Annotated in this window: 21 protein-coding genes and 2 pseudogenes; 8 read left to right on the top strand and 15 right to left on the bottom strand. The window is 70.5% G+C overall.

Going from position 1 to position 24,999, the window contains the following annotated elements; all coding sequences use genetic code 11:
• Positions 1-150: 150 nt before the first annotated feature.
• The 10 genes from ACGFR7_RS00245 to ACGFR7_RS00200 all read right to left on the bottom strand — a co-directional run bounded on the left by ACGFR7_RS00245 (position 151) and on the right by ACGFR7_RS00200 (position 10,043).
• Entirely contained in the window at positions 151-444 is a 294-nt protein-coding gene (locus ACGFR7_RS00245) for an acylphosphatase (RefSeq protein WP_393311309.1), read from the bottom strand.
• A gap of 61 nt (positions 445-505) precedes the next feature.
• The gene (locus ACGFR7_RS00240) at positions 506-1,279 is read right to left on the bottom strand and encodes a DUF72 domain-containing protein (RefSeq protein WP_393311307.1); all 774 of its coding nucleotides are present in this window, start codon (positions 1,277-1,279) and stop codon (positions 506-508) included.
• 132 nt (positions 1,280-1,411) lie between these two features.
• Complete coding sequence (locus ACGFR7_RS00235; RefSeq protein WP_393311305.1) at positions 1,412-2,848, bottom strand: mannosyltransferase family protein; 1,437 nt, start codon at positions 2,846-2,848, stop codon at positions 1,412-1,414.
• A 73-nt stretch (positions 2,849-2,921) separates the two neighbouring features.
• Positions 2,922-3,362 carry a hypothetical protein gene (locus tag ACGFR7_RS00230; RefSeq protein WP_393311303.1) on the bottom strand — a complete coding sequence of 147 codons (441 nt, stop codon included), beginning with the start codon at positions 3,360-3,362 and terminating at the stop codon, positions 2,922-2,924.
• Positions 3,355-3,852, bottom strand: coding sequence for a SigE family RNA polymerase sigma factor (locus ACGFR7_RS00225; protein WP_393311301.1), 498 nt, complete (start codon positions 3,850-3,852; stop codon positions 3,355-3,357). Before ACGFR7_RS00225 ends, ACGFR7_RS00230 begins: the two co-directional genes overlap by 8 nt.
• A gap of 169 nt (positions 3,853-4,021) precedes the next feature.
• Positions 4,022-4,744 (bottom strand): hypothetical protein, encoded by a 723-nt coding sequence (locus ACGFR7_RS00220; protein WP_393311299.1) that lies wholly within the window; start codon positions 4,742-4,744, stop codon positions 4,022-4,024.
• Between the two features lie 175 nt (positions 4,745-4,919).
• Entirely contained in the window at positions 4,920-6,077 is a 1,158-nt protein-coding gene (locus tag ACGFR7_RS00215) for an XdhC family protein (RefSeq protein WP_393311297.1), read from the bottom strand.
• A gap of 176 nt (positions 6,078-6,253) precedes the next feature.
• Positions 6,254-8,446, bottom strand: coding sequence for a molybdopterin cofactor-binding domain-containing protein (locus ACGFR7_RS00210; protein WP_393311296.1), 2,193 nt, complete (start codon positions 8,444-8,446; stop codon positions 6,254-6,256).
• Entirely contained in the window at positions 8,443-9,435 is a 993-nt protein-coding gene (locus ACGFR7_RS00205; RefSeq protein WP_393311295.1) for an FAD binding domain-containing protein, read from the bottom strand. The genes ACGFR7_RS00210 and ACGFR7_RS00205 overlap by 4 nt, the downstream gene beginning before the upstream one ends.
• Positions 9,432-10,043 carry a 2Fe-2S iron-sulfur cluster-binding protein gene (locus ACGFR7_RS00200; protein ID WP_393311294.1) on the bottom strand — a complete coding sequence of 204 codons (612 nt, stop codon included), beginning with the start codon at positions 10,041-10,043 and terminating at the stop codon, positions 9,432-9,434. Before ACGFR7_RS00200 ends, ACGFR7_RS00205 begins: the two co-directional genes overlap by 4 nt.
• Positions 10,044-10,415: 372 nt before the next feature.
• Between ACGFR7_RS00200 and ACGFR7_RS00195 the strand changes: the two genes are divergently transcribed.
• The 5 genes from ACGFR7_RS00195 to ACGFR7_RS00175 all read left to right on the top strand — a co-directional run bounded on the left by ACGFR7_RS00195 (position 10,416) and on the right by ACGFR7_RS00175 (position 18,573).
• On the top strand, positions 10,416-10,994 hold the full coding sequence (locus ACGFR7_RS00195; protein WP_393311293.1) for a TetR/AcrR family transcriptional regulator: 579 nt from the start codon (positions 10,416-10,418) through the stop codon (positions 10,992-10,994).
• A 381-nt stretch (positions 10,995-11,375) separates the two neighbouring features.
• Positions 11,376-13,163: a PKD domain-containing protein gene (locus ACGFR7_RS00190; protein WP_393311292.1), complete on the top strand. Its 1,788-nt coding sequence runs from the start codon at positions 11,376-11,378 to the stop codon at positions 13,161-13,163.
• A 321-nt stretch (positions 13,164-13,484) separates the two neighbouring features.
• Positions 13,485-14,444 carry a LysR family transcriptional regulator gene (locus ACGFR7_RS00185; RefSeq protein ID WP_393311291.1) on the top strand — a complete coding sequence of 320 codons (960 nt, stop codon included), beginning with the start codon at positions 13,485-13,487 and terminating at the stop codon, positions 14,442-14,444.
• 276 nt (positions 14,445-14,720) lie between these two features.
• Positions 14,721-16,733 carry a collagenase gene (locus ACGFR7_RS00180; protein ID WP_393311289.1) on the top strand — a complete coding sequence of 671 codons (2,013 nt, stop codon included), beginning with the start codon at positions 14,721-14,723 and terminating at the stop codon, positions 16,731-16,733.
• 421 nt (positions 16,734-17,154) lie between these two features.
• The gene (locus ACGFR7_RS00175; protein ID WP_393311287.1) at positions 17,155-18,573 is read left to right on the top strand and encodes a cellulase family glycosylhydrolase; all 1,419 of its coding nucleotides are present in this window, start codon (positions 17,155-17,157) and stop codon (positions 18,571-18,573) included.
• 53 nt (positions 18,574-18,626) lie between these two features.
• Here ACGFR7_RS00175 and ACGFR7_RS00170 read toward each other — a convergent pair whose 3' ends face one another.
• Entirely contained in the window at positions 18,627-19,478 is an 852-nt protein-coding gene (locus ACGFR7_RS00170; protein ID WP_393311285.1) for a LysR family transcriptional regulator, read from the bottom strand.
• Positions 19,479-19,507: 29 nt separating this feature from the next.
• On the opposite strand from ACGFR7_RS00170, the pseudogene ACGFR7_RS00165 reads away from it, so the two are divergent.
• Positions 19,508-19,639 (top strand): annotated as a pseudogene (locus ACGFR7_RS00165) (cupin domain-containing protein); the annotation flags it as partial.
• A 248-nt stretch (positions 19,640-19,887) separates the two neighbouring features.
• Complete coding sequence (locus ACGFR7_RS00160) at positions 19,888-20,247, top strand: DoxX family protein (RefSeq protein ID WP_393311283.1); 360 nt, start codon at positions 19,888-19,890, stop codon at positions 20,245-20,247.
• 349 nt (positions 20,248-20,596) lie between these two features.
• Here the strand turns inward: ACGFR7_RS00160 and ACGFR7_RS00155 are convergent, their stop codons facing one another.
• The 3 genes from ACGFR7_RS00155 to ACGFR7_RS00145 all read right to left on the bottom strand — a co-directional run bounded on the left by ACGFR7_RS00155 (position 20,597) and on the right by ACGFR7_RS00145 (position 23,420).
• Positions 20,597-21,100, bottom strand: a complete 504-nt coding sequence (locus tag ACGFR7_RS00155) for a hypothetical protein (RefSeq protein ID WP_393311281.1) — start codon at positions 21,098-21,100, stop codon at positions 20,597-20,599.
• A 286-nt stretch (positions 21,101-21,386) separates the two neighbouring features.
• The gene (locus ACGFR7_RS00150) at positions 21,387-21,809 is read right to left on the bottom strand and encodes a hypothetical protein (RefSeq protein ID WP_393311279.1); all 423 of its coding nucleotides are present in this window, start codon (positions 21,807-21,809) and stop codon (positions 21,387-21,389) included.
• Positions 21,810-22,304: 495 nt separating this feature from the next.
• Positions 22,305-23,420 carry a hypothetical protein gene (locus ACGFR7_RS00145; RefSeq protein ID WP_393311277.1) on the bottom strand — a complete coding sequence of 372 codons (1,116 nt, stop codon included), beginning with the start codon at positions 23,418-23,420 and terminating at the stop codon, positions 22,305-22,307.
• Positions 23,421-24,106: 686 nt separating this feature from the next.
• Between ACGFR7_RS00145 and ACGFR7_RS00140 the strand changes: the two are divergent.
• Positions 24,107-24,642: pseudogene (locus tag ACGFR7_RS00140) on the top strand (IS5 family transposase).
• A 15-nt stretch (positions 24,643-24,657) separates the two neighbouring features.
• Here ACGFR7_RS00140 and ACGFR7_RS00135 read toward each other — a convergent pair.
• Positions 24,658-24,870 carry a hypothetical protein gene (locus ACGFR7_RS00135; RefSeq protein ID WP_393311275.1) on the bottom strand — a complete coding sequence of 71 codons (213 nt, stop codon included), beginning with the start codon at positions 24,868-24,870 and terminating at the stop codon, positions 24,658-24,660.
• Positions 24,871-24,999 lie beyond the last annotated feature (129 nt).

The raw sequence follows: 24,999 nt of genomic DNA, 5'->3' as shown, positions 1-24,999 counted from the left end.
CGCCCCATCCCCGGATCGCTGGACGGCGCCACCGGAATCGCCCTTGTACCGGCCGACTGCGCCGACGCCCGCCGGGGAGCCGCACCGGCCGAGCGCACGGCTGGGACGCGGCGTCGCTCATGGGCTGAAGGGGCGGCCAGGGGGGTGTGGTCACCCTCCCTGGAACCCGCCGGGCGTCGGCCGGACCTCGAAGCCCGTGAGTCCCTGCGGCTCTTCCTCATGGACCGACACGGTGTTGACGGTCGCCATGGGGGGACCCTCGTGCGCCCAGGCCACCAGTTTCCTTACGTGCTCGGGCTCCCCCTCGAACACGGCCTCCACCGTCCCGTCGGAGAGATTGCGTACCCAGCCGGCCGCTCCGTGCTCGTCGGCCAGACGCCGGCAGGTGTCGCGGAAGAACACCCCCTGCACGTCTCCGGAGACCACCACCCGTCTGCGGATCATCCGTGCTTCACCTCGTTCGCTCGCCCGGCGGTACGAGCGCAGATATATCCCGCCCCCGCGGTCAGCGGGCGGAGCCACGCCCGGACGGCGTACGGCTCACGGAGCGTCCGGTGGCCGACACGGCGCGGGCGAAGTGGGCGGCGTCGAGGACGGCGGCCCCGCCCGTGTCGTTGTTGAAGTAGGCGTAGACGTCGGCCCGTTCCGCCCAGGTGTCGGCGATCCGTCGTGCCCAGGTGGTGAGCGCCTGCCTGCCGTAGCGGGGCCCGGGTTCCGCACGGCCCCCGTGGAAGCGCAGATACCCCCAGTCGGCCGTACGCCAGAGGGGCGTCACGGGCCGCGAGCCACGGTCCGCCCAGCACAGTGCGGCACCCCGGTGCTCCAGCACGGTGCGGATCTGCGGGGTCCACCACGAGGTGTGGCGGGGCTCGACCGCCACTCGGGTACCGGCCGGGAAGCAGCCGAGGCAGGCATCGAGCAGCCCGGCGTCCGCGGCCAGCGTGGGCGGCAGTTGGAGCAGGACGGGCCCGAGCCGGGGGCCCAGGGCGGCGGCGCGCGACATCAGCCGCCCGACCGGCTCCTGCGGATCCCGCAGCCGCTTGATGTGCGTCAGATAGCGGCTCGCCTTGACGGACATCACGAACCCTTCGGGGGTGCGTTCCCGCCAGGAGGCGAAGGTCTTCTCCTCGGGCAGCCGGTAGAAGGCGGCATTGCTTTCGACGGTGGCGAACTGCCGCGCGTACTCCTCTAGCCACAGCCGCTGCGGCTGGTCGTGCGGGTAGAGGACGCCGCGCCAGTCCTTGTACTGCCAGCCGGACGTTCCGACGAGGACGGTCATGACCGGATCCCTGCCCGGTCCGGGGCGGCGGCTATCAGCCGGGTTCGCCCGAGGGCATCCGGCGGGGCTCCCCCGGGGGCATCCGGCGGGGTTCGCCCGGGGGCATCTGGCGGGGTTCGTCCGGCGGGGGTGTCACCCGGCCCACCGCCCGGACAGGAAGGTGAGGGCGAAGACCGTCATCAGCGGCGCCGCGAGGCAGACGTACACGGTTGTCACGCGCGGAGTGCGCAGGCTCCATCCGGCCAGGAGTACCCACAGGGGCCACCACAGGAGGGTGGCGCGGGGGATGGAGGTGTACCAGTACGAGGTGCCCAGGGCCCACAGGCTGAAGCCGACGTAGACGGCCTCCGGCCAGCGGCGCCGCCGGACCAGCAACCCGAAGAGCAGCAGGCCGACGACCATGGCGAGGAGTTCGGCCTGGGACATCAGGGCGTACCCGGTGGGCAGTGACTCGGCGAAGGCGGCATGCCAGGTGTTCCGCCAGGCTTCCCAGGGGGCGTGGAAGTCGCGGTACCAGCCGCGTTCTTCGGCGTGCTTCCAGGCCATCCAGTCACCGGTGTGCATCCGGAGATACGCGCTGTAGACGACGGGCGGCAGTGCGGGAAGCGCCAGCCACGGCAGTGATCGCCACTGCCGGCGGGTGCGGACGGTGACGGCGAAGTGGACGGCGAGGGCGGCGGCGAGGAAGAGGCCGCTGACCCGGACGGCGCCGGCCAGCGCGGCCATGGCGGCCGCGGCGGGCCAGTTCTGCCGCTGGGCGGCGAGCCAGGCCGGCAGGGCGAGCGCGAGGAAGAGCGCTTCGGTGTACCCCGCCGCCAGGAATATCGCGCACGGTGAGAGCAGCAGGAAGAGGACGGCGCGCCACCCGGCGCGCTCGTCGGGCAGGTGCAGCCGGGCGATCCGGGCGAGTGCCAGGACGGCAACGGCGCCGGAGACGAAGGAGATCAGCAGGCCTGCGGTGGCCCAGTGCGGGACGACGGTGTGGACGGCCCGCAGGAGGAGGGGGAAGCCGGGGAAGAAGGCTTCTCTGTTGTCCCAGCCGTTCGTCCACGGCCCGGCCTGACCGGGGAAGTAGCCCTCGCGGGCGATGTGCAGGAAGTGCCCCCAGTCCCAGCGCTGCCACGGCTTGAGGAAGGCGGCGGCGTGATGGGTCGCACGGTCGTCGGGAAACAGCCACCGGGTGCAGTAGGCGGTGGTCCAGATCCCGGCCCGGGTCAGCAGATACAGCCACAGCACCTCGCGGTCAGCAGGCCCGGGGACATAGCGTCGTCGGCGGGATACCGGCGCCCGCGGGCGGACCGGACGAGAGCGGCCTGCCGCGTCGGCGTCGCCTGCCGGGCCGACGTCGCCTGCTGTGCCACCGCCCGGGGCCGCCGTGCCGCCCGGGGTCGTCGTACCGACCGGGGGCGCGGTGTTGCCCGGGATCGTCGTACCGCCCCGGGGCGCGGTGTTGCCCGGGATCGTCGTGCCGGCGGTGCGCGCCGACGCCGAGGGGGCCCGTGGTCCGGCAACGGGGCTGGTGGCGAGCGGCGGACGCGTCCGGCGCAGGCGGGGCGACAAGGCGGGCATAACGGGAGCTCCTGCGGTGGTTTCGGGCGTGCGGGACCGCCCGGCGGCCGGACCGCCGGGTCAGGGTGCGAAGTCAGCGCGGTGGCGCGGTGGACGGAGGGGACGTGCCGTGCGTGGCGGTGGCGGACGGCCCCGGGGCTCCTTGGCCGGTCCGGGGCGGCGCGGTGGCGGGCTGTGTGCCCGGTGCGGTCCGGCCGGGAACGGGCGCACCGGTCGCCGACGACGTGCTGCGGGGCGACGTCGGTACCGGTTTCGGGAGGGGGCTCGGCCGGGAGGGAGACGGGGTGACGGCCGGGACAGCGGAACCAGGGCCGCCGGGCAGCAGTGCGGCCGCGGCCGCACCGGTACCGGCGAAGACCAGGCAGGCGCCGGCGGCGAGCGTGGCGATCCGACGACGGCGCAGCCGCTCCCCGCGCCGGGCGACGAGCGCGACCGGTGCACAACGCGCCCGGGACTGCCCGGCGGAGGCCGCTTCCTGGAACAACGACCGCAGCAGGTCATGGGGTTCAGGCACCGGGTGCCTCCTCAATACGCGGGTCCTGCAGACGAAGGGAGAGTGCCGTCCGGCCCCTGACCAGGTGAGTCTTGACGGTGCTGGCGGACAGCCCGGTCTCGACGGCGATCTGCTCCACCGTCAGGTCACACACGTAGTACAGCGTCATGGTCCGCCGCTGATTGGCGGGCAGCTGCCGCAGCGCCTCCACCAAGGCCACCGATTCGGGCCCGGGGCCCTCGACATGCGGCGGGGCGCCGCTTCGCTGCCAGGCATCCGCGGCACGGCGCCTTACGCGCCAACGGCTCACCGCCAGGCGCCACGCGACCGTACGGATCCAGGCCTCGGGCTGACCTTTCCGGTCGAGCTGACGGCGCCGGCTCCAGCCCCTGGCGAAGGCCTCCTGCACCACGTCCTGCGCCTCGTGCTGATCGCCGAGCATCACGTACAGCTGCCCGGTCAGCCGGGCGACCGTCTGCGCGTAAAACTCTTCGAACTCCTCGACGGTCAACAGCCACTCCCCGGTTCTTTTCGGTCTCCCCCCGCATACGCCTGGCGCACGGCATCCGGTCGACACGCAGCACGAAGTTCCGGGGTGACGGTCATCACAGACCGTGGGGCACCGGCACCCGGCACCGTCGGCTCAGAACCGCGGCGCTCCGGCACCCGGCACCGTCGGCTCAGAACTGAGCGAACCCGCACAGCCCCTCGGCCGGCGGAAACCGTCCCTCCGCGGGGAGCGGGCCGATGAAGACCCGGGCTTCCTCGGCCCCGTAAAAGGAGATGGGTTCCGGCCCCTGACCGAGAAGGAGGGCATTGCCGCCACGGCGCCATCCCGCATACCGCCACCCACCCGGCTGCTCCGGGGACTCCACGGTCACATCCAGCGCGGGCGGTCCGAGCAGCCGGGTGAACTGGTCGACGGCGGCGGAGAAATGGGCACGGAACTCCGCACGGCCTGCGCCCGGCCGGCTGGTCCAGCCCGGCAGTTCGCCCCACTCGTCGTCCGTGAACGCAAGGTCGGCGCCCACGTCGTACTTGATGCAGAAGGGCATCACGAAACCGTGGTCACCCTCGTAGATGTGGTGACCGGAGCCCGTGACGCACCGGGCCATGAACGACAGCTCGGTCTCGGCGTCGTCCGGCCATCCCAGCTCCCGCATCGCCCCTTCGGAGGCCTCCCACCAGTCCTCCGCCTCCCACCGGACATCCGCAAGACCCACGATCTGCGCAACCAGCTCCGGCGTGAAAGGACAAACGGCCACGTAGTCGCCGACACCCCCGCCCTCGGTCTCACCCGTCACGCCCCCGCCTGTCACGCCCTCCCCCGTCACGCCCTCGCCCACTACCTCACCCGCAACCTCGCCCTCCCCGTATGCACGCGCCTGTTCCGCCATCGTCACTCCGACTCTCCCTCCCCGTGCGGACAGACCATCCTCGTCGAGGACAGCTCCCCTCAAGCCACCGGCCCCGGGCCCACTCGGCGCCTACGACGGCCATCGGCAGCACGCGGGGCACCGCACCCAGCCCGCGCACCCGCCCCGCGCCCGTCCCGTGCCCGTGCCCGTGCCCGCGGAGTCACGCCACCACCCGTGTTCCGGCCAACCCACCTCCCCTCTCCCTCTCCTCCTGGTGAATCGGCGTCCGGGTGCCGGTCAGCGGGGCGCCCGTGCCGCCATGGCGTGCCGCGACGATCTCGGCGGCGATGGAGAGTGCGGTCTCCTCGGGGGTGCGGGCGCCGAGGTCGAGGCCGATCGGAGAGCGGAGGCGGGCCAGTTCGGGGGCGGTGACGCCGACTTCGCGGAGTCTGCGGTTGCGATCCTCGTGAGTACGGCGTGAGCCCATTGCGCCGACGAAGGCAACCGGCAGCCGCAGGGCCTCCTGCAGCAGGGGGATGTCGAATTTGGCGTCGTGGGTGAGCACACACAGGACCGTACGGCCGTCGGTCCCGGTGCGCTGGAGGTAGCGGTGCGGCCAGTCGACCACGATGTCGTCGGCCTCCGGGAAGCGGGCCCGGGTGGCGAAGACGGGGCGGGCGTCGCACACGGTCACGTGGTAGCCGAGGAACTTGCCCGTACGGACCAGCGCCGCGGCGAAGTCGATGGCGCCGAAGACGATCATGCGGGGCGGCGGCACGCTCGATTCGACGAACAGGGTCACCTCGGCCGCGCGGCGCGATCCGCACTCCGGGACCGCGAACGTACCGGTGCGCCCCGCGTCCAGCATGGCGCGGCTCTCCGCCACCGCCGCACGCTCCAGCTCCGGATGTCCGTCGAGTCCCCCTTCGTACGAGCCGTCGGAGCGTATGAGCAGTGCTCTGCCGAGCAGTTCGGCCGGTCCCCGGGCCACACGGGCTACTGCCGCCGGCTCCTCCCGGGCGGCGGCCGCCAGCGCCGCGGCGAACACCTTCCTGCCCGGTGTGTCCGCCCGCACCGGGGTGACCAGGACCTCGATCGCCCCGCCGCAGGTCAGTCCCACCGCGAAGGCGTCCTCGGCGCTGTGGCCGAACTGCTCCACGACCGTCCCGCCGTCCCGGAGTGCCCGGGTGCACAGGTCGTACACCGCTGCTTCCACACACCCGCCGGAGACGGATCCGAGGGCCACACCCCGGCTGTCGACGGCGAGGGCAGCGCCCGGGCTGCGCGGCGCGCTGCCGGCGACGGCCACGACGGTGGCGACGGCGAAGTCCCGCCCCTCCGTCATCCATCGGTTCAACTCGTCGGCGAGGTCCAGCATCTCGGTTCTCCTCCTGGTGTGCAGGCACTGTACGAAGGCCCGTTACGGAGCCGGCGGATGTCATCGAGCCCGGACGTCCGTAGGTGACGGGACCGAACCCGGGCGCCCGTACAGGACACAAGCCGGACCCGGACGCCCGTACAGGACAGGAGCTGGACCCGGACGTCCCTGGGGGCTCAGCCGGTCCCGCTGTTCCCGGTTCCGCTGTTCCCGGTCCCGCTGTTCCCGGTCCCGCTGTTCCCGGTCCCGACTCCCGCCAGCAGGACACGGTCCGGACGGATCGGCAGGTTCCGGTGACGTACACCGGTCGCGTGCCAGACCGCGTTGGCGATGGCCGCCGCGGCTCCCACGATCCCGATCTCGCCGATGCCCTTGATTCCGACCGGGTCGTCTTCGTCCGGGTCGTCCACCCAGTCCGCTTCGATGGGCGGTACGTCGGCGTGCGCGGCGAAGTGATAGCCCGCGAGGTCGGCGCCGACATGGCCGCCGGACGCCGGATCCCTGACCGCCTCCTCGTGCAGCGCCATGGAAAGGCCCCAGGTCATACCGCCGATGAATTGGCTGCGCGCGGTCAGCGGGTTGATGATCCGGCCCGCGGCGAAGATGCCGAGCATCCGTCGCACGCGTACCTCGCCGCTGGTGACATCCACCGCGACTTCGGCGAACTGCGCCCCGTAGGAGTGCCGTTCCTTCTTCGCCAGCGCGCCGATGGCCTCGCCGGTGTCCGCCCGTGCCGTGATCCCTTGCGGCGGGATGACCCCGCCCGGCGCCAGCTGTTCCTTCAGCTCGCGCACCGCGACCGTGATCGCCCAGCCCCAGGAGCGGGTGCCCATCGAACCGCCGGCGACCATCGCGGGGCCGAAGTCGCTGTCCGCGATCTTCATACGTATGCGCGCCGGTTCCACCCCCAGTGCGTCCGCGGCGATCAGAGCCAGCGCGGTCCGTGCGCCGGTCCCGACATCCGCCGCGGTGATCCGTACGGTGAACGTGCCGTCCGCCTCGGCCGTCACCGCAGCCGTGGACGGGGCGGCCCCCGCGGGGAAGGTGGCCGCAGCCGTGCCGGTGCCCAGCAGCCAGCGTCCTTCGCGGCGGGTGCCGGGACGCGGGTCCCGGTCCGCCCAGCCGAAGCGTGCGGCGCCCTCCTGGAAGCAGGCGAGCAGATTGCGGCTGCTGAACGGCAGACCGGAGAGCGGTCCCGCCTCCGGTTCATTGCGTGCCCGCAGCGCGATCGGGTCCATACCGCACTTCTCGGCGAGCTCGTCGAGCGCGGACTCCAGGGCGAAGGAGCCCGGGGCCTTGCCCGGGGCACGCATCCAGCTCGGTGTCGGCACATCGAGCGGGACGACACGGTCGACGGTGTGGTGCGCGTCCGCGTCGTACATCACCCGGCCGAACTGCGCGCTCCGTTCGACGAATTCGTGCACGGTCGAGGTGAGGCACTGCGCCTGGTGGTCGAAGGCGCGCAGCCGTCCGTCGGCGTCGGCGCCGAGTCTGACCCGCTGCACCGTGGGGCTTCGGTAGCCGGTGACGGAGAACATCTGCCGTCGGGTCAGTACGACCCGGACCGGGCGGTGGAGAACGGTTGCCGCCATGGCGGCGAGCACCACATGCGGACGGGTCGCCTTGGCTCCGAAGGCGCCGCCGACGTGCTCGGACCGCACCCGTACCGAGGCGGGGTCGAGCGAGAACAGCTTCGCAAGCTCCTCCGACACGAACCTGCTGCCCTGGTTGGAGTCGATGACTTCGAGCCGGCCGCTGTCCCAGCGCGCCATCGCGGCATGCGGCTCCAACGGGCTGTGGTGTTCTTCCGGTGTGGTGTATTCCGCATCCACGACCACGGAGGACGCGGCGAGTTCGGCTGCCAGGTCCCCCTTCTGCGTCTCCGTCGGCGTCCCGGGGGAACCATCCGGCGTGCGCACGCCCGGGCGTCCGGGGAAGAAGCCGATGTCGTGCGGCTCCTCGTCGTAGTGGACCACCAGCGTTTCGGCGGCTTCCCTGGCCTGCTCGGAGGTTTCGGCGACGACCAGCGCGACCGGCCAGCCGGCGTGCGGCACACGGTCGTGCTGGAAGACCTGAAGGATCGGCTCGGCCGTCCCGAAGGCATTGGCGTAGTCCCCGTTGACCCGCGGGGCGTTGCCGTGGTGCAGCACGGTGAGGACACCGGGCATGGCAAGTACGGGGCCGGACTCCACGGAGCGGATGCGGCCACGGGCAATGGTGGACAACACCAGCCAGCCGTGGGCGAGTTCGTCGAAGGGGACCTCACCCGCGTAGCGTGCCGCCCCGGTGACCTTGTCCCGGCCCTCCAGCCGGGTGTGGGCGGTGCCCGAGGCCCGCGTCACCGCGAGGCTTTCCGTCGTCGTGGTCATCGGGCGGCCTCCTCGGCGAGTTCGGTCAGCACGGCCACGACGAGGTTGCGCATCAGGTTCACCTTGTATCCGTTGTGGGGCAGCGTCCGGGCGGCCGACAGTTCGGCATCCGCGGCGGCGGCGAAGGCGTCGGCGCTCGCCTGTCCCCCGGTCAGCACCCGCTCGGCTTCCCTGGCCCGCCACGGCCGGGACGCCACCGCCCCGAAGGCGAGGCGGACCTCGCGGACGGCTCCGTCCCGGACGTCGAGGGCGGCGGCGATCGAGCCGATCGCAAACGCGTACGACGCACGCTCGCGCACCTTCCGGTAACGGGAGACGGCGGCAACGGGGGCCGGCGGCAGGGTGATCCCGGTGATCAGCGCGCCGGGCGGCAGCGCCGTCTCCAGGTGCGGGGTCGCGCCAACGGGACGATAGAACTCCGTCAGCGGCAGCTCCGCCGGCCCGTCCACCGTTTCGTACCGGACGACGGCATCGAAGGCGGCGAGGGCCACCCCCATGTCCGACGGGTGGATGGCCACACAGTGCGCGGAGGCGCCCAGGATCGCGTGGTTGTGGTGTTCGCCCTCGATGGCGGGACAGCCGCTGCCGGGGTCCCGCTTGTTGCACGGCTTGGACGCGTCGGTGAAGTAGCCACAGCGGGTGCGCTGGAGCAGATTCCCGCCGACCGTGGCCATATTGCGCAACTGCCCCGAGGCACCGGACAGGACGGCCTGCGCCAACGCCGGGTAGTGGCGCCGCACTTCGGGATGGGCGGCGAGCTCGCTGTTGGTGACGGTCGCGCCGATGCGCAGACCGCCGCCGTCCCCGGCCTCGATCCGGTCGAGGGGGAGTTCCCGTACATCGACGAGCAGCGCGGGGCGTTCCACCCCGGCCTTCATCAGGTCGACGAGATTGGTGCCGCCGCCGAGCGCACGTGCCTCGGGATCGGTGCCGAGCAGGGCGACCGCACCGGGGACGTCGAACACGCGCTGATAGCCGAACTCCCTCATGCCGTCACCTCCGCGCCGTCCGTGCCGGCAGCCGTGGAGGGGCCGCTTTCCTGCCGCGGTCCGGGAGGGGACGGCGTCGCGCCGGCCTGTGCCGCCTGCGCGACCGCCTGCACGATCGACACATAGGCGCCACAGCGGCACAGGTTGCCGCTCATCCGCTCCCGGATCTCATCAGCGGTGAGCGGCGGCACTCCCGCCTCGGGCCGTACGTCCGCGCTCACGGCACTCGGCCAGCCCGCCGCATGCTCCTCGATCACCGCGATCGCCGAGCAGATCTGGCCCGGTGTGCAGTAGCCGCATTGGTAGCCGTCCAGGTCGAGGAACGCCTGCTGCACCGGATGCAGCCGCTCGCCCTCCGCCACGCCCTCGATGGTGGTGATCACGCGCCCCTCGGCGGCCACCGCGAGCTGCAGGCACGCGACGGCCCGGCGCCCGCCGAGCAGCACCGTACAGGCCCCGCACTGGCCGTGGTCACAGCCCTTCTTGGTACCTGTCAGGTCCAGGTGCTCGCGCAGTGCGTCGAGCAGCGTGGTGCGGTGGTCGACGGGCAGCGTGTGTTTCTCGCCGTTGATGTTGAGGGTGATGGCGCTGGACGTCGATAGGGCCATGGTCAGCCTTCTTTCGCGTTTGGGAGGCGCGGTGGGCGTCGGGGCGCGGGGCCCTGATGCCGACGTGGCCCGGCCCGGAGGCCGAGCGTTCCCCGCCCCCGGGAGCGGGAGTGCCGGACGACCGAGGATCCCGGGGACAGTTCGGAAGACGGTGGAGGAAGAGACGGCGGGGCGCGTAGCGACGCCGGCTCGGAGCACCGACGGCGAAGGCGCTGGACGGTAGGCAGGTCACAGCTGTCACCGGTCGCCCACACCGGCCGCATCTGCCGCTATGGTGGACCTAAGCGGACAACTGTCCATTACCCTCGTAACGTACCGGACAACTGTCCGGTTAGCAAGAGCGGCCCTCGCTGTTTTCCGGAAGGAGGACGAGTGCAGCAGAAGAAGGACGCGCCCCTGCGCTCGGACGCGCAACGGAATCGCGACCGCATCCTCGAAGTGGCGCTGGAGGAGCTGACGCACTCGGCCGATGCCCCGCTGAGCTCCATCGCGAAGAAAGCATGCGTCGGGCAGGGGACCTTCTACCGCCACTTCCCCAACCGCGAGTCACTGGTCCTGGAGGTCTACCGCTACGAGGTCCAGCAGGTCGCCGACACCGCGGCCCAGTTGCTGGAGACCCGCACACCCGACCAGGCCCTGCGGGAGTGGATGGACCGCCTCGCCCAGTACGCCATGGCCAAAGCCGGCCTGGCCGACGCGATGCGCAGGGCCACCAGCCGGCAGAATGCCCTGGCCGGTCTGGGGCACGGCCCCGTCACCTCAGCCGTCGCCCTCCTGCTGCAGGCGAACGAGGAAGCCGGAACCATCCGCCCGGGAGTGACCCCCGACGACTTCGTGCTCGCCATCGCCGGCCTCTGGCAGATCGACCCCCACGGCGACTGGCAGTCGCGCGCCGGACGGCTCCTGGACCTGGTCATGGACGGACTGCGAGCCGGCGCTCCCGGCGCGTGACCCACACGCACCCACCCGCCGCGAGCCGCACCTCCGGCCCGGGCCACCCGACACGACACAACACGGCACGACTGCCGCCCGGAGTGCCCGCCCCCGGGAAGGACCATGCCGCCGGCGCCACCGCGCACGCCCCGGCCGTAACTGCAGGTAAGTGATCACTTTCACTCAGCAGGGGCCCCGTCCGCGGTCCATATCGCTCTCCCGGCTGCCATCATCCCTACCGGTGCGGGGCACTGTGGATTCCGCACGGACCGAAATGGCAGCGATATCAGGGGAGTTGGCGTGGCATCAGCATGGTCACGATGGGTGGTGCCCAGACGGGCGGGCACCGGCACGGATTCCGTTCCCGGCGGGCCGGAGGCGTTCCGTCGCCCGCTCCCGGTGAGGCGTTTCGCGGCGAGGCGATCCGCGGCGAAGCGATCCGCGGCAAGGCGTTTCGCGGCGGCCGCTGCGGCCGCTGCGGCCGCCGTACTCCTCGGCCAGCTCCTCGGCGGGCTGCCCGCCGCGGCACAGACCAGCGCCTTGCCGGGATCGGCGTTCCCTCTCGTCCTCGACGTGGACCTGACGCCGAATCCGGTGTGCAGCGGAGCCGTGCACGGCCGGGTGGAGGTCTACGACCCCGCCGCGGCGAAGGCCGGAGCCACCGTGGAGTGGCGCGTCCGCGCCGGTGAGAAGCAGCTGGCCGGCGGGCGCCTCGCCATGACTGCCCCTGTCGGCACGGCCGAGTTCAGCATCCCCTCCGACCGGGTGCCCGCAGCCGAGACCGCTTTACAGGTCGACGCCCGCCTCACCGCCTCGTCCGGGGGTCATGCCTCCGGCCACTACGGCAAGGTCTGGCGGGACACGGTGCGCCAGGGGTGCGATCCGGTGCGGGTGGCGTCCGTCGGTGACTCCGTGGTCTGGGGCCAGGGCCTGGACCACGACCAGAAGTTTCCTTATCTGACGGGCCAGTTGCTCGGCCGGGAGACCGGACGGGGCCACCAGAACATGGACTACTCGATCTCCGGCGCGGTGCTCGACGCGCCCGAGCTGCCCGCAGGCAACGACGACGCGGCCTGTCTGCGCACGACGGAGAAGCAGGACCCGGACGGCGACGGGGAGATGGAGTTCGGTGAGGTCACCCAGCAAACGCCGGATGTGTTCTGCCAACTGGAAAAGGCGGGCGCGCAGGCACGGGCGGGCGGCTACGGTCTCGATCTGGTCGTGATCAACGGGTGCATCAACGACCTCGATCCCTTCTTCGGCATAGGCGTCGGCATCACCCCCGGCTCGCAGAACCTGCCCGAAGCAGTGCAGCGCGAGTGCTCCGGCATCGGCGCGGCACCGGAGAACCCGGCCAAGGACGTCCCCTACTTCAGCGGCGCGAAGGTCGGATACGGCGGACGCGGGATGCAGGCGGCGATCGAGAAGGCCCACTCCCTGCCGGGGCGGCCGAAGGTGATCGTGGCCGATTTCTACTACGCGCTGAGCCGCAGCAGCTCTCCGATCCCGGTGCGGACCTGTTCGACCCCGGGAGTCGCCGGGACGCGGCTGCTTTCCTGCAGGGGAGCCCTCGGCAGAGTGGCCGAACGCTACGAGCAGTACACACAACTGGCCAACGCCGCCTACCACCAAGCGGCGGCCGCGGCCAACAAGACGTCCACGGACGGTCCGTACGCGGTCGCGGCCGACGGACTGTTCACGGTGGACAACGCCGTTCTCGCCCGGGACTCCAAGGTCTGGGGCACTCCGGTGAGCGACCCGGCGTTCCCGCTGCGCACCCGGGCCTGCCCCGAGCTCAGCGCGACTCCGGCGCAGTGTCTGACCGCGGCCGTCGCCCACCCCGACATCGAGGGCGCCCGGCAGTACGCCGACGCCTTTCTCCTCAACCCGTGGGTCCGCGAGTGGTTCCACCTCCCCCGGCAGGGCCCCAGGGCGCAGCTGAACGTCCCGGAGAACGCGCCCGCCGGCGGTGCGGTGCGCATGTCGGTGACGGTGAACGGAAAGCCGCCCTCCGCCGGGTACCGCTACCACTGGTACTTCGGCGACGGTACACAGCGGGAGACGAGCGAAGCGGCCGTCACCCATGCCTACGACCGTAAGGGGCCTTGGCTGCCGCGGCTCGTGATGACCGGTCAGGACGGCAGAAAGGTCCTGGTCGAAGCCAGCGGGACCCTCACCGCGGACTGAAGGGTCGGTGCAGGGGGCGGCCACAGGCCCGGGCCGCACTGGCCGCCCCCGGGCACAGCCGCGCCACGGTGGGAGCCCCGGCACACTCGTCGCTTCCCGACCACTCCGAGATCCCCGACGCCTTCCGGCCGTCCCCCACCCCACACCCTCGCGCGAGCGGGCCGAGCCCGATGAGGTGGGCTTCCACGCCGGACTGCAGCAGACTGCCACCGGACTGCACCGAACCGCACCGGACTGCCGGACGAGGGCCGCGTGCCCGGCGGCCGCCCGCGGTGGCCCCGGACGGTTCGGGCAGGAGCAGCGGACGGGAGGAATGCGGGCATGGACCTGGAGCTTCGGCACCTCAGAGTGCTGTGCGCGATCGCCGATGCCGGGAGCGTGGGCCGGGCCGCCTCGGACCTGGGGTACTCGCAGCCGGCCATGAGCACCCAACTGCACCGGATTGAGCAGTACTTCGGCCATCCGCTGTTCGAGCGGAACACCTCGGGCGTGGAGCTGACGCGCTACGGCACGGAGGTTCTGGCCCAGGCCCGCGACGTGCTCGCCCGCGCGGCCGCGATAGGGCGCCGGCCGGCCACAGGCGGTACGGGAACGCGCCGGCGCCTCCGCCTGGCCGCGACCAACTCACCGGTCCTGGCCGGCATGCTCAGCCGGCTCCGGAGCCGGCTCCCCGATGTCGCGCTCACGTTGAGCAGCGTGTATCCGTCCTCGGAGATCGTCGAACTCCTGGAGCACGGTGCGGTGGACGCCGCGATCGCCGCGGACTACCCCGGACGGGAACTGCGGCACTCGGCAGCCGTGGCGCACCGCGGGATCGTTACCGAGCCGTCCTTCGTCGCCCTGCCTGCCGGGCACCGGCTCCGGTACTGCCGGGAGGTGGCGCTCGCCGACCTGGCCGACGACGCGTGGTTTCTGACTCCGGACGACGGGGCCGGCTGGCCGGGAGTGTTCTACGCGGCCTGCCGGGCGGCCGGATTCGCCCCGGCGGCGGTCCATGAATTCCTGGGCGACCAGCAGCAGTTACAGAACATGATCGCCGAAGGCATCGGTATCTCCATCGTGCAGGCGACGCTCCGCCCGGTCCCCGGTGTCCTCGTCAGACCCTTGGTCGGCGCTCCGCTGTGGTGCCGCTATGTGCTGGCCTGGCGACGCAAGGGTCTGGCCGACGAGCTGGCGGACACCCTCTTCGGCTCCGCCACCGAGGCCTACCGGGCCCTCATCGCACAGTCTCCGCACTTCCGGACATGGGCCTCCCGGACCTGGAGCGTGGCCAAGCCATAGCGCTCGGCTCGGAGCCCGCCCCCCGCCCGGGGCCAACTGGTCGCCGGTCAACCGGGCCGTACGGAACCGCCATCGATCCACCGCCCGCAGCACCACCCGCACCACGGCCGACGCCACCGCCCGCACGACCGCCGACGCCACCGCGGGCCGGATGTTATGCCACATCCCCTTCAGGTGCTATGTCACACCTTATTGTCGGCGGTCCGTGTGCGCTGAGACGGTGCCACTCACGCCTCAGCACGATCCCGAGGCGCATCTGTCCACGAAGGAGCATGGATGCGCTACCGCTTCCCCCTGCCCAGATATGTGGTCGGCGGACTGGCCGCCTGCGTTGCCACGGCCGGTCTGCTCTCCGCGCCGGCACTGGCGGCGCCACGCTCACCGGCGACCGCCCGGGCCGTCACCGCGTCCCGGACCCCCCTCCACCCCGTACCGCCGACCGGCTCGGCGGTCGGCGCCAACGAACGGCCCGCGCTGCAGGGCCGACCACTCGACATCGCCCAGCTCCCCCCGCTCAGCGCGAAGAATCCCCCCATTTCTTCGACTGCTGCGGGACGGCACCACGGCGCGGAGCACGGCGCGAAGCACGGTGCGGCGGCCTCCTGCAGCCCGTCCGACTTCGGCAGCCGGACCGGATCCGAGCTGGTCACGTTCGTCAAGGCCTCGACCACGGACTGCGTCAACACCCTGTTCAGCGTCACCGGCAAAGACGCGTACAACGTCTTTCGCGAGGACCAGATGGTCACCGTCGCCGACGCCTTCCGGGGCTCGGCGGCGACGTACCCCGGTGACAACTCGGACCACATATGGCAGCTCGTGCTGTTCCTCCGCGCCGGCTATTACGTGCAGTCCAACCATCCGGACGATGTCGGCAGCTACGGCCCGACCCTGGCCGCGGCCACCGAAGGCGGCCTGGACGCCTTCCTCGCCACCTCGCACTCCAAGGACGTCACTTCGGACAACGGCGATGTCCTGGGCGAGGTCATCATCCTCACGGACAGCGCCGACGACCAGGCCCGCTACCTGAGCACCTACCGGCAGGTGCTCAGCGGCTACAACAGCTCCTACGACGCCATCCCCAGCATGCTGGCCGCCGTCAACGACGTCTACACCCCGCTCTGGCGCGGAAACTGGAACCCCGACTACGTCACCGCGGTCACCGCCGATCCGAGCATCATCGACACCCTCAACACCTTCGCGCTCAACCACCTGGACCTGCTCGGCACCGACAATTCCTACCTGGACTCCAACGCCGGGATGAACGTCGCGCGGTACGTCGAACACCCGGCCCTCCAGGACAAGGTCCGGCCGCTGATGAAGGGTCTGCTGGACGCCTCGAAGATCAACGGTCCGACCGCGCCCCTGTGGGTCACCGTCGCTTCCCAGGCCGACGCCTACGACAAAGCGAACTGCGCGTACTTCGGCGTCTGCGACCTGTCCGACCAGCTGACCAAGGCCGCGCTGCCGATCACCCACACCTGCGACACCACACACACCATCAAGGCGCAGTCGCTCACGCCCGAAGAGCTTGAGGCCACCTGCGCCAGCATCCTGGGCCAGGACCCGTACTTCCACGGCCTGGTGAAGGACAACGGCCCGATACCCGACCAGTACGAATCAACCGTCCAGCTCGTGGTGTTCGGCAGCCGAGGCGACTACCAGACCTACGCCGGTGCCCTCTTCGGCGTCGACACCAACAACGGCGGCATCACCCTGGTCGGGGACCCGACCCGACCCGACAACCAGCCCACCTCCCTCATGTACCAGAAGAGCTCGGACGACGGCTTCCCGGCCCGGATCTGGAACCTCAACCACGAGTACACGCACTATCTCGACGCCCGTGACGACATGAAGGGCGACTTCGGCCAGCAGACCGCGGTCCCCGACGTGTGGTGGATCGAGGGCCTTGCCGAGTATGTCTCGTACAGCTACCGCGGTATCACCGACGACGAGGCGGTCACCGAAGCCGGCAAGCACACCTACGCGCTGAGCACGCTCTTCCAGACCACCTACGCCAACAGCAACGTGACCCGCACCTACGCCTGGGGCTACCTCGCCGCCCGCTACATGGTCGAGAAGCACCCCGCGGACGTCGCCACCATGCTTGAGCACTTCCGGACCGGCGACTACACCGGCGGCTACGCCGTCTACCACACCGACATCGGCACCCGCTACGACGCCGACTTCGACTCCTGGCTCACCGCCTGCGCAACCGGCGCCTGCGCCGCCACCCCGGGCCCGGCAACCGCCCGTCCGACGCCGCAGCCTCCGGCACAACCAACCACCTGACCGACAGGCCCCCGACTCCATCGGCGGCCCCTCACCTCATGGTCGCGGCACCCTCACCGCACAGCCGCGTCAGGCTGAAGCCCCGGAACTCACTCCGGGGCTTCAGCCCTGCTCGACCGCAATTGCCCGAAAGCCGCCGCCCACAGGACAATCCAGCGATCTTGACTGAGAGGCGGGTTTGCCCAACCAGTTCGGCGAGCCGGTGAGGAAGCCGTGCAGGTAGCTGGGTTTGAGGTGGTTGGCGCGGGCCGGGCGCCGCGAAGAACCCGAGGAATCCCCCCGGCGATGACGCGGGGAAGCCCTTGAAGAAGGAAGCTCCGCCAACTCCCGCGCACTTCTGTGAACTTCACCCACCCGCCAGTAGCATCCGACCGGCCAGGAGCACGCCGCCCAAGCAGTCATCCTCGAAAGGGTCTCCTGCATGCGCTTGACCTCGCGCGTCGTCCCCGCCGCCCTCGCCGTGGCCGCCCTCCTGCTCGGCGTTCTCCCCGCGCAGGCCCAGGCCCACCTCGACCGCTCCCCCGACCGGGTCACGGTCGGTGACCGCACCTTCATCGCCGACGACCAAGGCCGCGCGCTCCAGTGGCGCGGCTTCAACCTCGCCGACAAGAGCAGCCGAGGCGCCAAGGCATTCGCCGGCATCCACGAGAGCGACCTCAAAGACATGGCCGCCCGGGGCTTCAACCTCGCGCGCCTCGCGTTCTTCTGGGACGACCTCGAACCCACCCTCGGGCACTACGACAGCGGCTACCTCACCAAGATGCGCCGCGTCCTCGACTGGGCCGACCGCTACCGCATCAAGGTCATCCTCGACGCCCACCAGGATGTATACGGCCCCCACTTCGACTCCCGCGGCGTCCCCGACTGGGCCACCCGCGACGAGGGGCTGCCGTTCACGCACCTCCCCGACGACTGGTTCTCCGAGTACTTCGAGCCATCCGTACAGACCGCCTTTGACCACCTGTACAAGGACGCCGACCTCCGCGCCGCGCACGCGCGCATGTGGATGACGGTCGCCTCGGCCCTGGGCAGGCACCCGGCGCTGCTCGGCTACGACCTGATGAATGAGCCGTTCGCGAAGTTCCTCGAAGGCGAAGACCTGCCGGCCGCCGCGGCCCGTTTCGAGGCCACCGAGCTGACCGAGCTGTGGAACCGCCTTGCCCAGGCGATCCGCCTGGTCGACCACAGGTCGTGGGTGTTCGTCGAACCCACCGTCATCGTCGGTGTCGGCGTCCCCACCCAGATGGGCCACATCGACGACCCGCATGCCGGCTACGCGCCGCACTTCTACGAGACCGCGATGGAAACGGGCGCCGACTACGACCCCAACGGCACCTTCATCCCCGCCTACGAGGCCGCGATCAGCGACTACCCGACCCGTCACCGCATGCCGGTGATCGTGGGTGAGTGGGGCGGCAACCCCTACGTTCCGCACGCAAGCCGGTTCGTCACCGATATGACGGCCTCCCTGGACCGCTTCTCCAGCGGCTGGACGTGGTGGCAGTGGTGCCGGGGCGGCGGCTACTGCTTCCTCGACCAGACGGGCGCCGCAAAGCCCAACGCCCAGTTGCTCGTCCAGCCGTACGCGCGGGCCGTCGCGGGTGACCCGCTCAAGTTCGCGTACGACCCGGCTACACGCGCCTACACACTCACCTTCCGCACCCGCGACAACGCGAAGGGACCCACTCGGATCACCGTGCCCAGGGACACGTACCCAGGCGGCTACCGCGTCGATGTCCAAGGCAGCAGGGCCAGTTGGGGCGACCACGGCCAGACCGTCACCGTGCGCACCCACGGCAGGGCCGGAGCCACCTACAGGGTCACGATCAGCCCGAGGTAGCCCACCCGATCCGCTCGGGGGCTGCGGTCCGCGGACCCGCTGACTGCCGGCGCTCAGTCTCGGTACGCGGCCGTCGCGGTCTCGATGAAGGATCGGATCAACGGGTTGGTGTCACCCTTGTTCCACACCGCCACCACTCGGCTCGGCGCCATGTCGGTCAGCGGCACCACGGCCAGCTCCGCGTGCAGGTCGTGTCCGAGCGGGGCCAGGCCGACCGTGCCGTTCCACAGCACGGCCTGCAGGCATTCCTGGACGGCGCGTACCACTGGGCCCTCGCGCGATCTGCCGCCGTTCCAGTACGCCTGCCAGACGCGGTCGGTCCCCTGCGGGAACTGGAACCAGCGGCGGTCGTTCAGGTCGGCGAGCCGCAGTCGGTCGTGGTGGGCCAGCGGATCGTCGGCGCGCAGGACCACGCCGACCGGATCTGCCCGCAGCTCACGCACTGTCAGGGCAGTCTCGTCGAACGGCGCCCGGGTCAGGGCGACATCGACCAGCCCGGTGCGCAGCCCGCAGGTCGGGTCGGTCAGGTCGGTGTCGCGGATGCGGATGTCGACGCCGGGGTGGCGTCGGCGGTATGCGGCCGCCAGCCTGGCCGCTGCCGGGTCGGTGCCGTCGCCCAGGATGCCGACGGTGATGGTGGCGACGCCGGCCGCCGCGCTCACGCGGAGGCGGACCCGGTCGGCATGGTCGAGCAGTGCCCGCGCCTCGTCGAGCAGCATCGTACCGACCGGGGTGAGCGTGACGCCGGCGGCCGAGCGGGAGAACAGCAGGGCCCCGACGTCGGCCTCCAACTGCTTGATCGCCCGGCTCAACGGCGGCTGGCTCATGTGCAGTCGGGTGGCGGCCCGGCCGAAGTGGAGTTCCTCGGCGACGGCCACGAAGTAGCGCAAGGTCCGTAGCTCCACGCTGCAACGATACCCACCAGATATCGGGGTTGCGGAATGGGTCTTGGACGGCCGTGGGGCCTTGGCCGTGCACTTGTGGCATGACCGAAGAAGCAGATACCAGCGAGCCGCGGTCCGGCCCCGCCGTATCGGTGGTCGGCCCCGGGGACGGCGAGACCATCGCCGGCCGGCCTCTGACGCCACAGGCCGGCATCGACGCGATGAGCCGCTACGCGACCAAGCCCGCCGCCGACTCCACGTGAAGCCGGCGGGAAGGCCCGGCCGCGCTCCTCCCGACCGGCGGGCCGGGGCGCTCCCGTCTCTCGGCGGCACAGCCCCTTCGCTCACGGACCGGGCCTTCGCCCTTCGTTTTCCGGCAATCGACGCAATCAACGGGGCCCCGAGAACCGGTGGCCCATGAATGGGAATCATGAATATCGCCTATGGGATCGTCGCGGGACTGCTCGCCCTCTTCTACCTCTACGCGGGCGCGATGAAGGTGATCCGCAACCGTGACCAACTCCGACCGATGATGGCCTGGGTCGACCGCATGCCCCTGGCCGCCGTCAGGGCGCTGGGGGTGGTCGAAATTCTCGGTGCGTCCGGGCTGATCCTGCCGCCGCTGACCGGCATCGCTCCCTGGCTGGCGCCGGCCGCGGCCATCGGGTTCGTGCTCCTGCAGACCGGTGCGGTCGCCGTCCACCTGACCGGCGAAGACCACTCGGTCACACTCAACGTCGGGCTCATCGCCACTGCGGCCGTGACCATCTGGCCGGCCACCGGGCTGTGAGCGAGTGCCGCCCTCGACCGGTGGATGCGGTTGAGGGCCGGCCGCCTCACAGCCGCTTCATTTCTCATGAACACCGAACAGGCCGTCGTCCACATGCTGCTCGGCGAGGCATACCTCTGCTGTCGCACCTCGTGCACCTCGTGATGTCGGAGAGCACACGTCGGGCGAGTCCATGTCTGCCGGTCCGGAGCAGGAATCCGCTGACCGTGGCCGGGCGGTGGGGCCCTCGCCGAGCCAGGCGTCCAGCTGGTCCTGGGTGCAGGACGGCCCGTCGCGTGCGGCCCGCTTGCGCACGAGTGTGCTGTCGCCGACCGCGGGCAGTGCATCCGGCAGGAAGCAACTTGTCGTACTAACCGACGGCCAAGAGGGCCGGGGATGTCCAGAAGGTCACGGTCGGCCCGTAGGAGCCGTCCTCCTCGTCGCTCACCTCGACGGTGATCTCCCGGTCGGAGTGGCGCGCGGACAGGACTCCCTGCCAACACTCCCCCAAAGCCAGCGCGAGTTGGGGCAATTCCTCCCCGAGTTGGTCGTCATCCGTCAGAGCCGTATTGCCGAAGGCATCCCACAACTCCACGTGATTGCACACGAGTTCGATACGTCTCCGATCGTCGCCCAGGCGCGTGAACCACTCGTCGACAGTGCCCTGACTGAAACGCACCTTGAGGAACACGCATCCGCGGTACTCGACCGTCTCGGGACAGAACAGCCAAGCCGCGGCCAGGACGAAACGCAGGCCGCCCTCGAAGTCAAGGTAGTTCTCCGGCGAGAGCTCCTCGTCCTTCCAGCCGGTCCGCCACCGCCGGAAGAACACCGGCAGCTCACGCTCGGACCACGCCGGTTTGCTGCTGCTCACCAAATCTCCCAGGGAAATGCGGCGCACACTGACCTCGATGGACGCACGAAGACTCCACCGGCCTTCGGACTGATACGAGCGCACACTCTACGAGCGAGATCCGCGACCACCAGTCGGACAGTCCGTACCGTGCAGCTGGACGAGGGCGACGGCGGCGGGACAGTTCAGCACCGCGCCCCGGCACCCAGGGTGCCGGGGCGCTCTCCCGAGAAGCGATTCGGTGCGCGGGGGTGGGCAGTGGCCGTGGGCAGTGGCCGTGCCGACTGTCCACGGCCGCGCCGCCGGCTCAGCGAACGTGCACGGTCACCACGTCAGAGGCGTGCAAGCGCACGGGGTTCTGGTCGTGCGGGCTGGTCAGGCCGTACAGCACCGCGCGGAACTGCAGGTCGCCGCGGCGCGCGGACGTGCCGTGTGCCGTGACCCGCGCGTCGCCCTCGACCGCGGCGCTGCAATTCTCCTGGTGCCATCCTTCGCCGAAGCCCTTCTCCTCCAGGCACAACTGATGCAGGAAGCCGGCGCTGTCATCGCCGCCCTGCGCCTTGACCGTGATGGTCTTGCCGACCTGCGCCGTGCGCGGCGCCGTGATGTCCACATCGCCCTTGGCGAACGCCGGCCCGGCGGCCAGAGCCACCGAGGCCAGTCCCAGCGCACCGATCACCGCCACACTGCCGCCCCGCGCCTTGACTCCGGTCTTCTTCGTCCTGGTCATGGACTTTCCCTCCCGTGGGTCCCCCACCTGGTAAGAACCGCCCCTTCGCGAAGGCGCCGGTGCGCCTCGCCGACTATCCAGATGAGCCGGCCGCCCCGCCCGTTGCCTCTCGCACGGCGCCTTTACGAATTACTGACATAACCTGCTATCCATGGCTCGATGCCGCTAACAGCCGCCAAATCGCTCCCTGGGAGCGGCAGTCCGCCGACCCGAGCGCTCCGATATCGCACACAGCAAGAAGGGGACATCGTCCAGCGGCAGGCGCTTGGGGGCCTTTCGACTGCCTCAGGTGACAACTCGTAGGGCACGCGCGGTAAGCACGCCCCGGGTGCCTGGGCCGAAAGGGCGACACCTTGGTATGCCGAAAGGGCGGTGCCTTGGCAGGGCCGGCAGGGCATGAGACCGAGGGGACGGGGCGGGCTCCCGCGGCCGCCGGTGGAAGCGGGGGCTCAGCCCTCCTCGTCATCGAGCAGGGCGAGTCCGGGCGTCACGTCGTCAGGAACCCTGCAGTGCACGGAACGAGTCGAACCAGACGGTGGTCCGCCCGACCTTTCCGTTCTCCTCCCTGACAGTGCGGTTTGCGTACAGGGGATTGAGGATCCACGGCTTCTTGTCGGCGCCCCAGCCCGTCTGCATGGATTCGATCTGCACCACCCCATAGGTGGCCACCGCGAGCTTCCCGGTTTCCCGGAACATCCGCACCTGCTGCGTCAGGTAGTCCTTGTGGGACGCGAACCACGGGCTCATCGCGAGGAAGTCGTCCCACCTCTTCTGAGGGAACGGCTTCTCGATCGCGTTGCCGATCACCTGCCATACGCGGGTATCCGGGGGCACGTTGTACTTCTCGGCGTAGGCCGCCGGGATCTTGTCGTCCATGTGGTTCTCCCAGAGCTGCACCAGAGAGAATTCCGTGGCGAGGAACTTCTTGCCCTTGTCCAGGCGGGACACGACGTACTGGACGTACCTCTCGGCCGCCTGCAGGGAGTCGACATGCGGATGGATGTCGAGGCCTTCGATCTCCGGCTTCCGGTTGACGAAGGTGACCCACCGCTCGGTGGCCTTCGTGCGCCCTTCCTTCGTCTCGAGGCGGTTGAGCGCCCCCATGTACAGGCGGGTCCTGCAGCCGTGCGGGAACTTCTTCCTGCGGTAGGCGATGACGTGTGCGGCGACGTGCTCGTAGAACACATTGAGCCGCGCGTCGCGCTCGTCCTTCTTGGTCTCGAGCCAGGGCTCGTTGCCGATGGTGAGGATGTCCATCTTCCCCATGACGGCGTCCAGCACCCGGTCCACGCGCTTCAGCTGCGCTGCCATCTCCTTGCTGCCCACCTTGGGCAGCGACTGCCCGAGAGTCAGGAAGGGGAACTTCAGCGAGAGGATCGTGTTGAAGCCGCCCCCGCTCGCGTCGAGCAGCCTGGCGAGGGATCGCTGCCGGCCCGGGGCGTGCGTGTCGAGGTAGTCCGTCATGGGGACGAAGCCGCGCACCCACTTCGCCGAAAGAGCCTTCATCTGGGCGAAGTTCATGTCGGAGGGGTCCTCGTTGAAGTTCACGCCGAGCGCGCCATTCAGGGCCTCGCCCGTGGGCGCACCGCCGCTCTTCGCATGCGTCTGCACGCTCCCCTCACCACCCGACGGCTTGCCCCCCGTGGGATTGCACGCCGCCGTGAGGAGGGCCGCGCCGGACACGCCCAGCAGCCGGCGACGCGAGGTCGGCCTCGCGAGGGACGGCGTACCGCACGTGTCAGGCTGCGCGGACGACTCGTACCACATTGCTCTCCTCCGATTCAGATGAAGTCGTTGCCGGCCGTCGCCCCCGGCGTCGTCTGTGACGCGCCGGCCAGAACGGAGGTCACTGAACTCCCTTTGCCGACAGGCAGCTTCATCCTCCGTGCAACGCCCCGGCCGTTGGTTCGTGCATGATCAACGTAACTCATCGGAACCAGAGCACGGGCTCGGCCCCGTTGCGGGCCGGCACGCCGGCCCCCAGGCCCAGGCGCCCCCTCGCTCCCGGCGGCGGAACAGGTCATACATCCGGTCCCACGGCCCGAGCGTTCCGGCACATCGCGCCAGGGAGGAGCGCCGGTGCGGGTCTGCCGTCAGCTGTCGTCCATCAACTGCCGCCGCGTCCACACAGGCGGACGGCCCGACTCGATGCCCCGCGCCGGCAGCGGCTCGAGTCGGCCCACCGGCCATGTGTCAGATACCCACGTCCCACCGGACGCGATCACCGACGATCACAATCGACTTCCGCACCCAGACCTAGGCAGTTTCGTTTGGATCAGCCGGTCGTTGGTCCGGGTGTGCCGTTAACAGATGCGCAGGGGGCGCGGATCGAGCCGTTGCTTCCGGACCGGACGGCGAAGCGAGGCGGCCGCTGGCGGGATCACCGGGAGGTGATCGATGCGTTCGGCTTCAAGTTCCAGACCGGGACCCAGTGGGTGCACCTACCGGAGAGGTATGGCAACTGGCGAGGTGTCTGCAACAGGCTGCGGATGTGGGCCCTCGACGGGACTTGGGGGCGGGTGTTCACCGCGCTGATGGCTCAGGCCGACGCGGATGAGGACCTGGCCTGGGTCGTGTCGGTGGACTCCACGATCGTGCGGGCTCACCAGCACGCGGCCGGGGCCCGCAAAAAGGGGCCCCGGCCGGCGAACCGGCTGACCATGCCACCGGCCGGTCCCGCGGCGGGCTGAGTACGAAGATTCACCTGGCAGCCGAGCGGTGCACCAACCGCCTCAAGCAGTGGCGAGGAATCGCCACCCGCTACGAGAAGACCGCAACCATCTACCTGGCCGGGCTCCACATCGCAGGCATCTTCTTCTGGTCAGCCCGATGATCCAAACAAAACTGCCTAGTAGACCGGCGTGAGGTACCACTGGTGCTGGTCGTTCATGTTGTCACAGTGGTATCCCTTGATCTTGCCCTGGCTCTCCAGCGCCTTCGCCCAGTCGCGGCACTGCTGCTCGCTCGCCACCGGGATCGGCGTCCCGTCGGCAGCCTGGGAGACTCCGGCGGTAACGCCCGACATCGCCACCGCACCAGCCAGCACGACCACTGCGTTCATGAGTTTCCTGCGCATCATCTCTCCTGTCTCGTGCATCAGCCCCCGGCCAGTTGGAACCAGGGACCAATGGTGCGAACGGAGGTGATCATGCAGGGCCCCACTAACGGACTGCTAACACTGCCAGGGCCT

It is taken from the genome of Streptomyces sp. NPDC048516 (assembly GCF_043199875.1).
GTDB lineage: Bacteria > Actinomycetota > Actinomycetes > Streptomycetales > Streptomycetaceae > Streptomyces.
The sequence above is the reverse complement of the archived record's forward strand: the minus strand, read 5'-3'. Positions and strand labels throughout refer to the sequence as shown.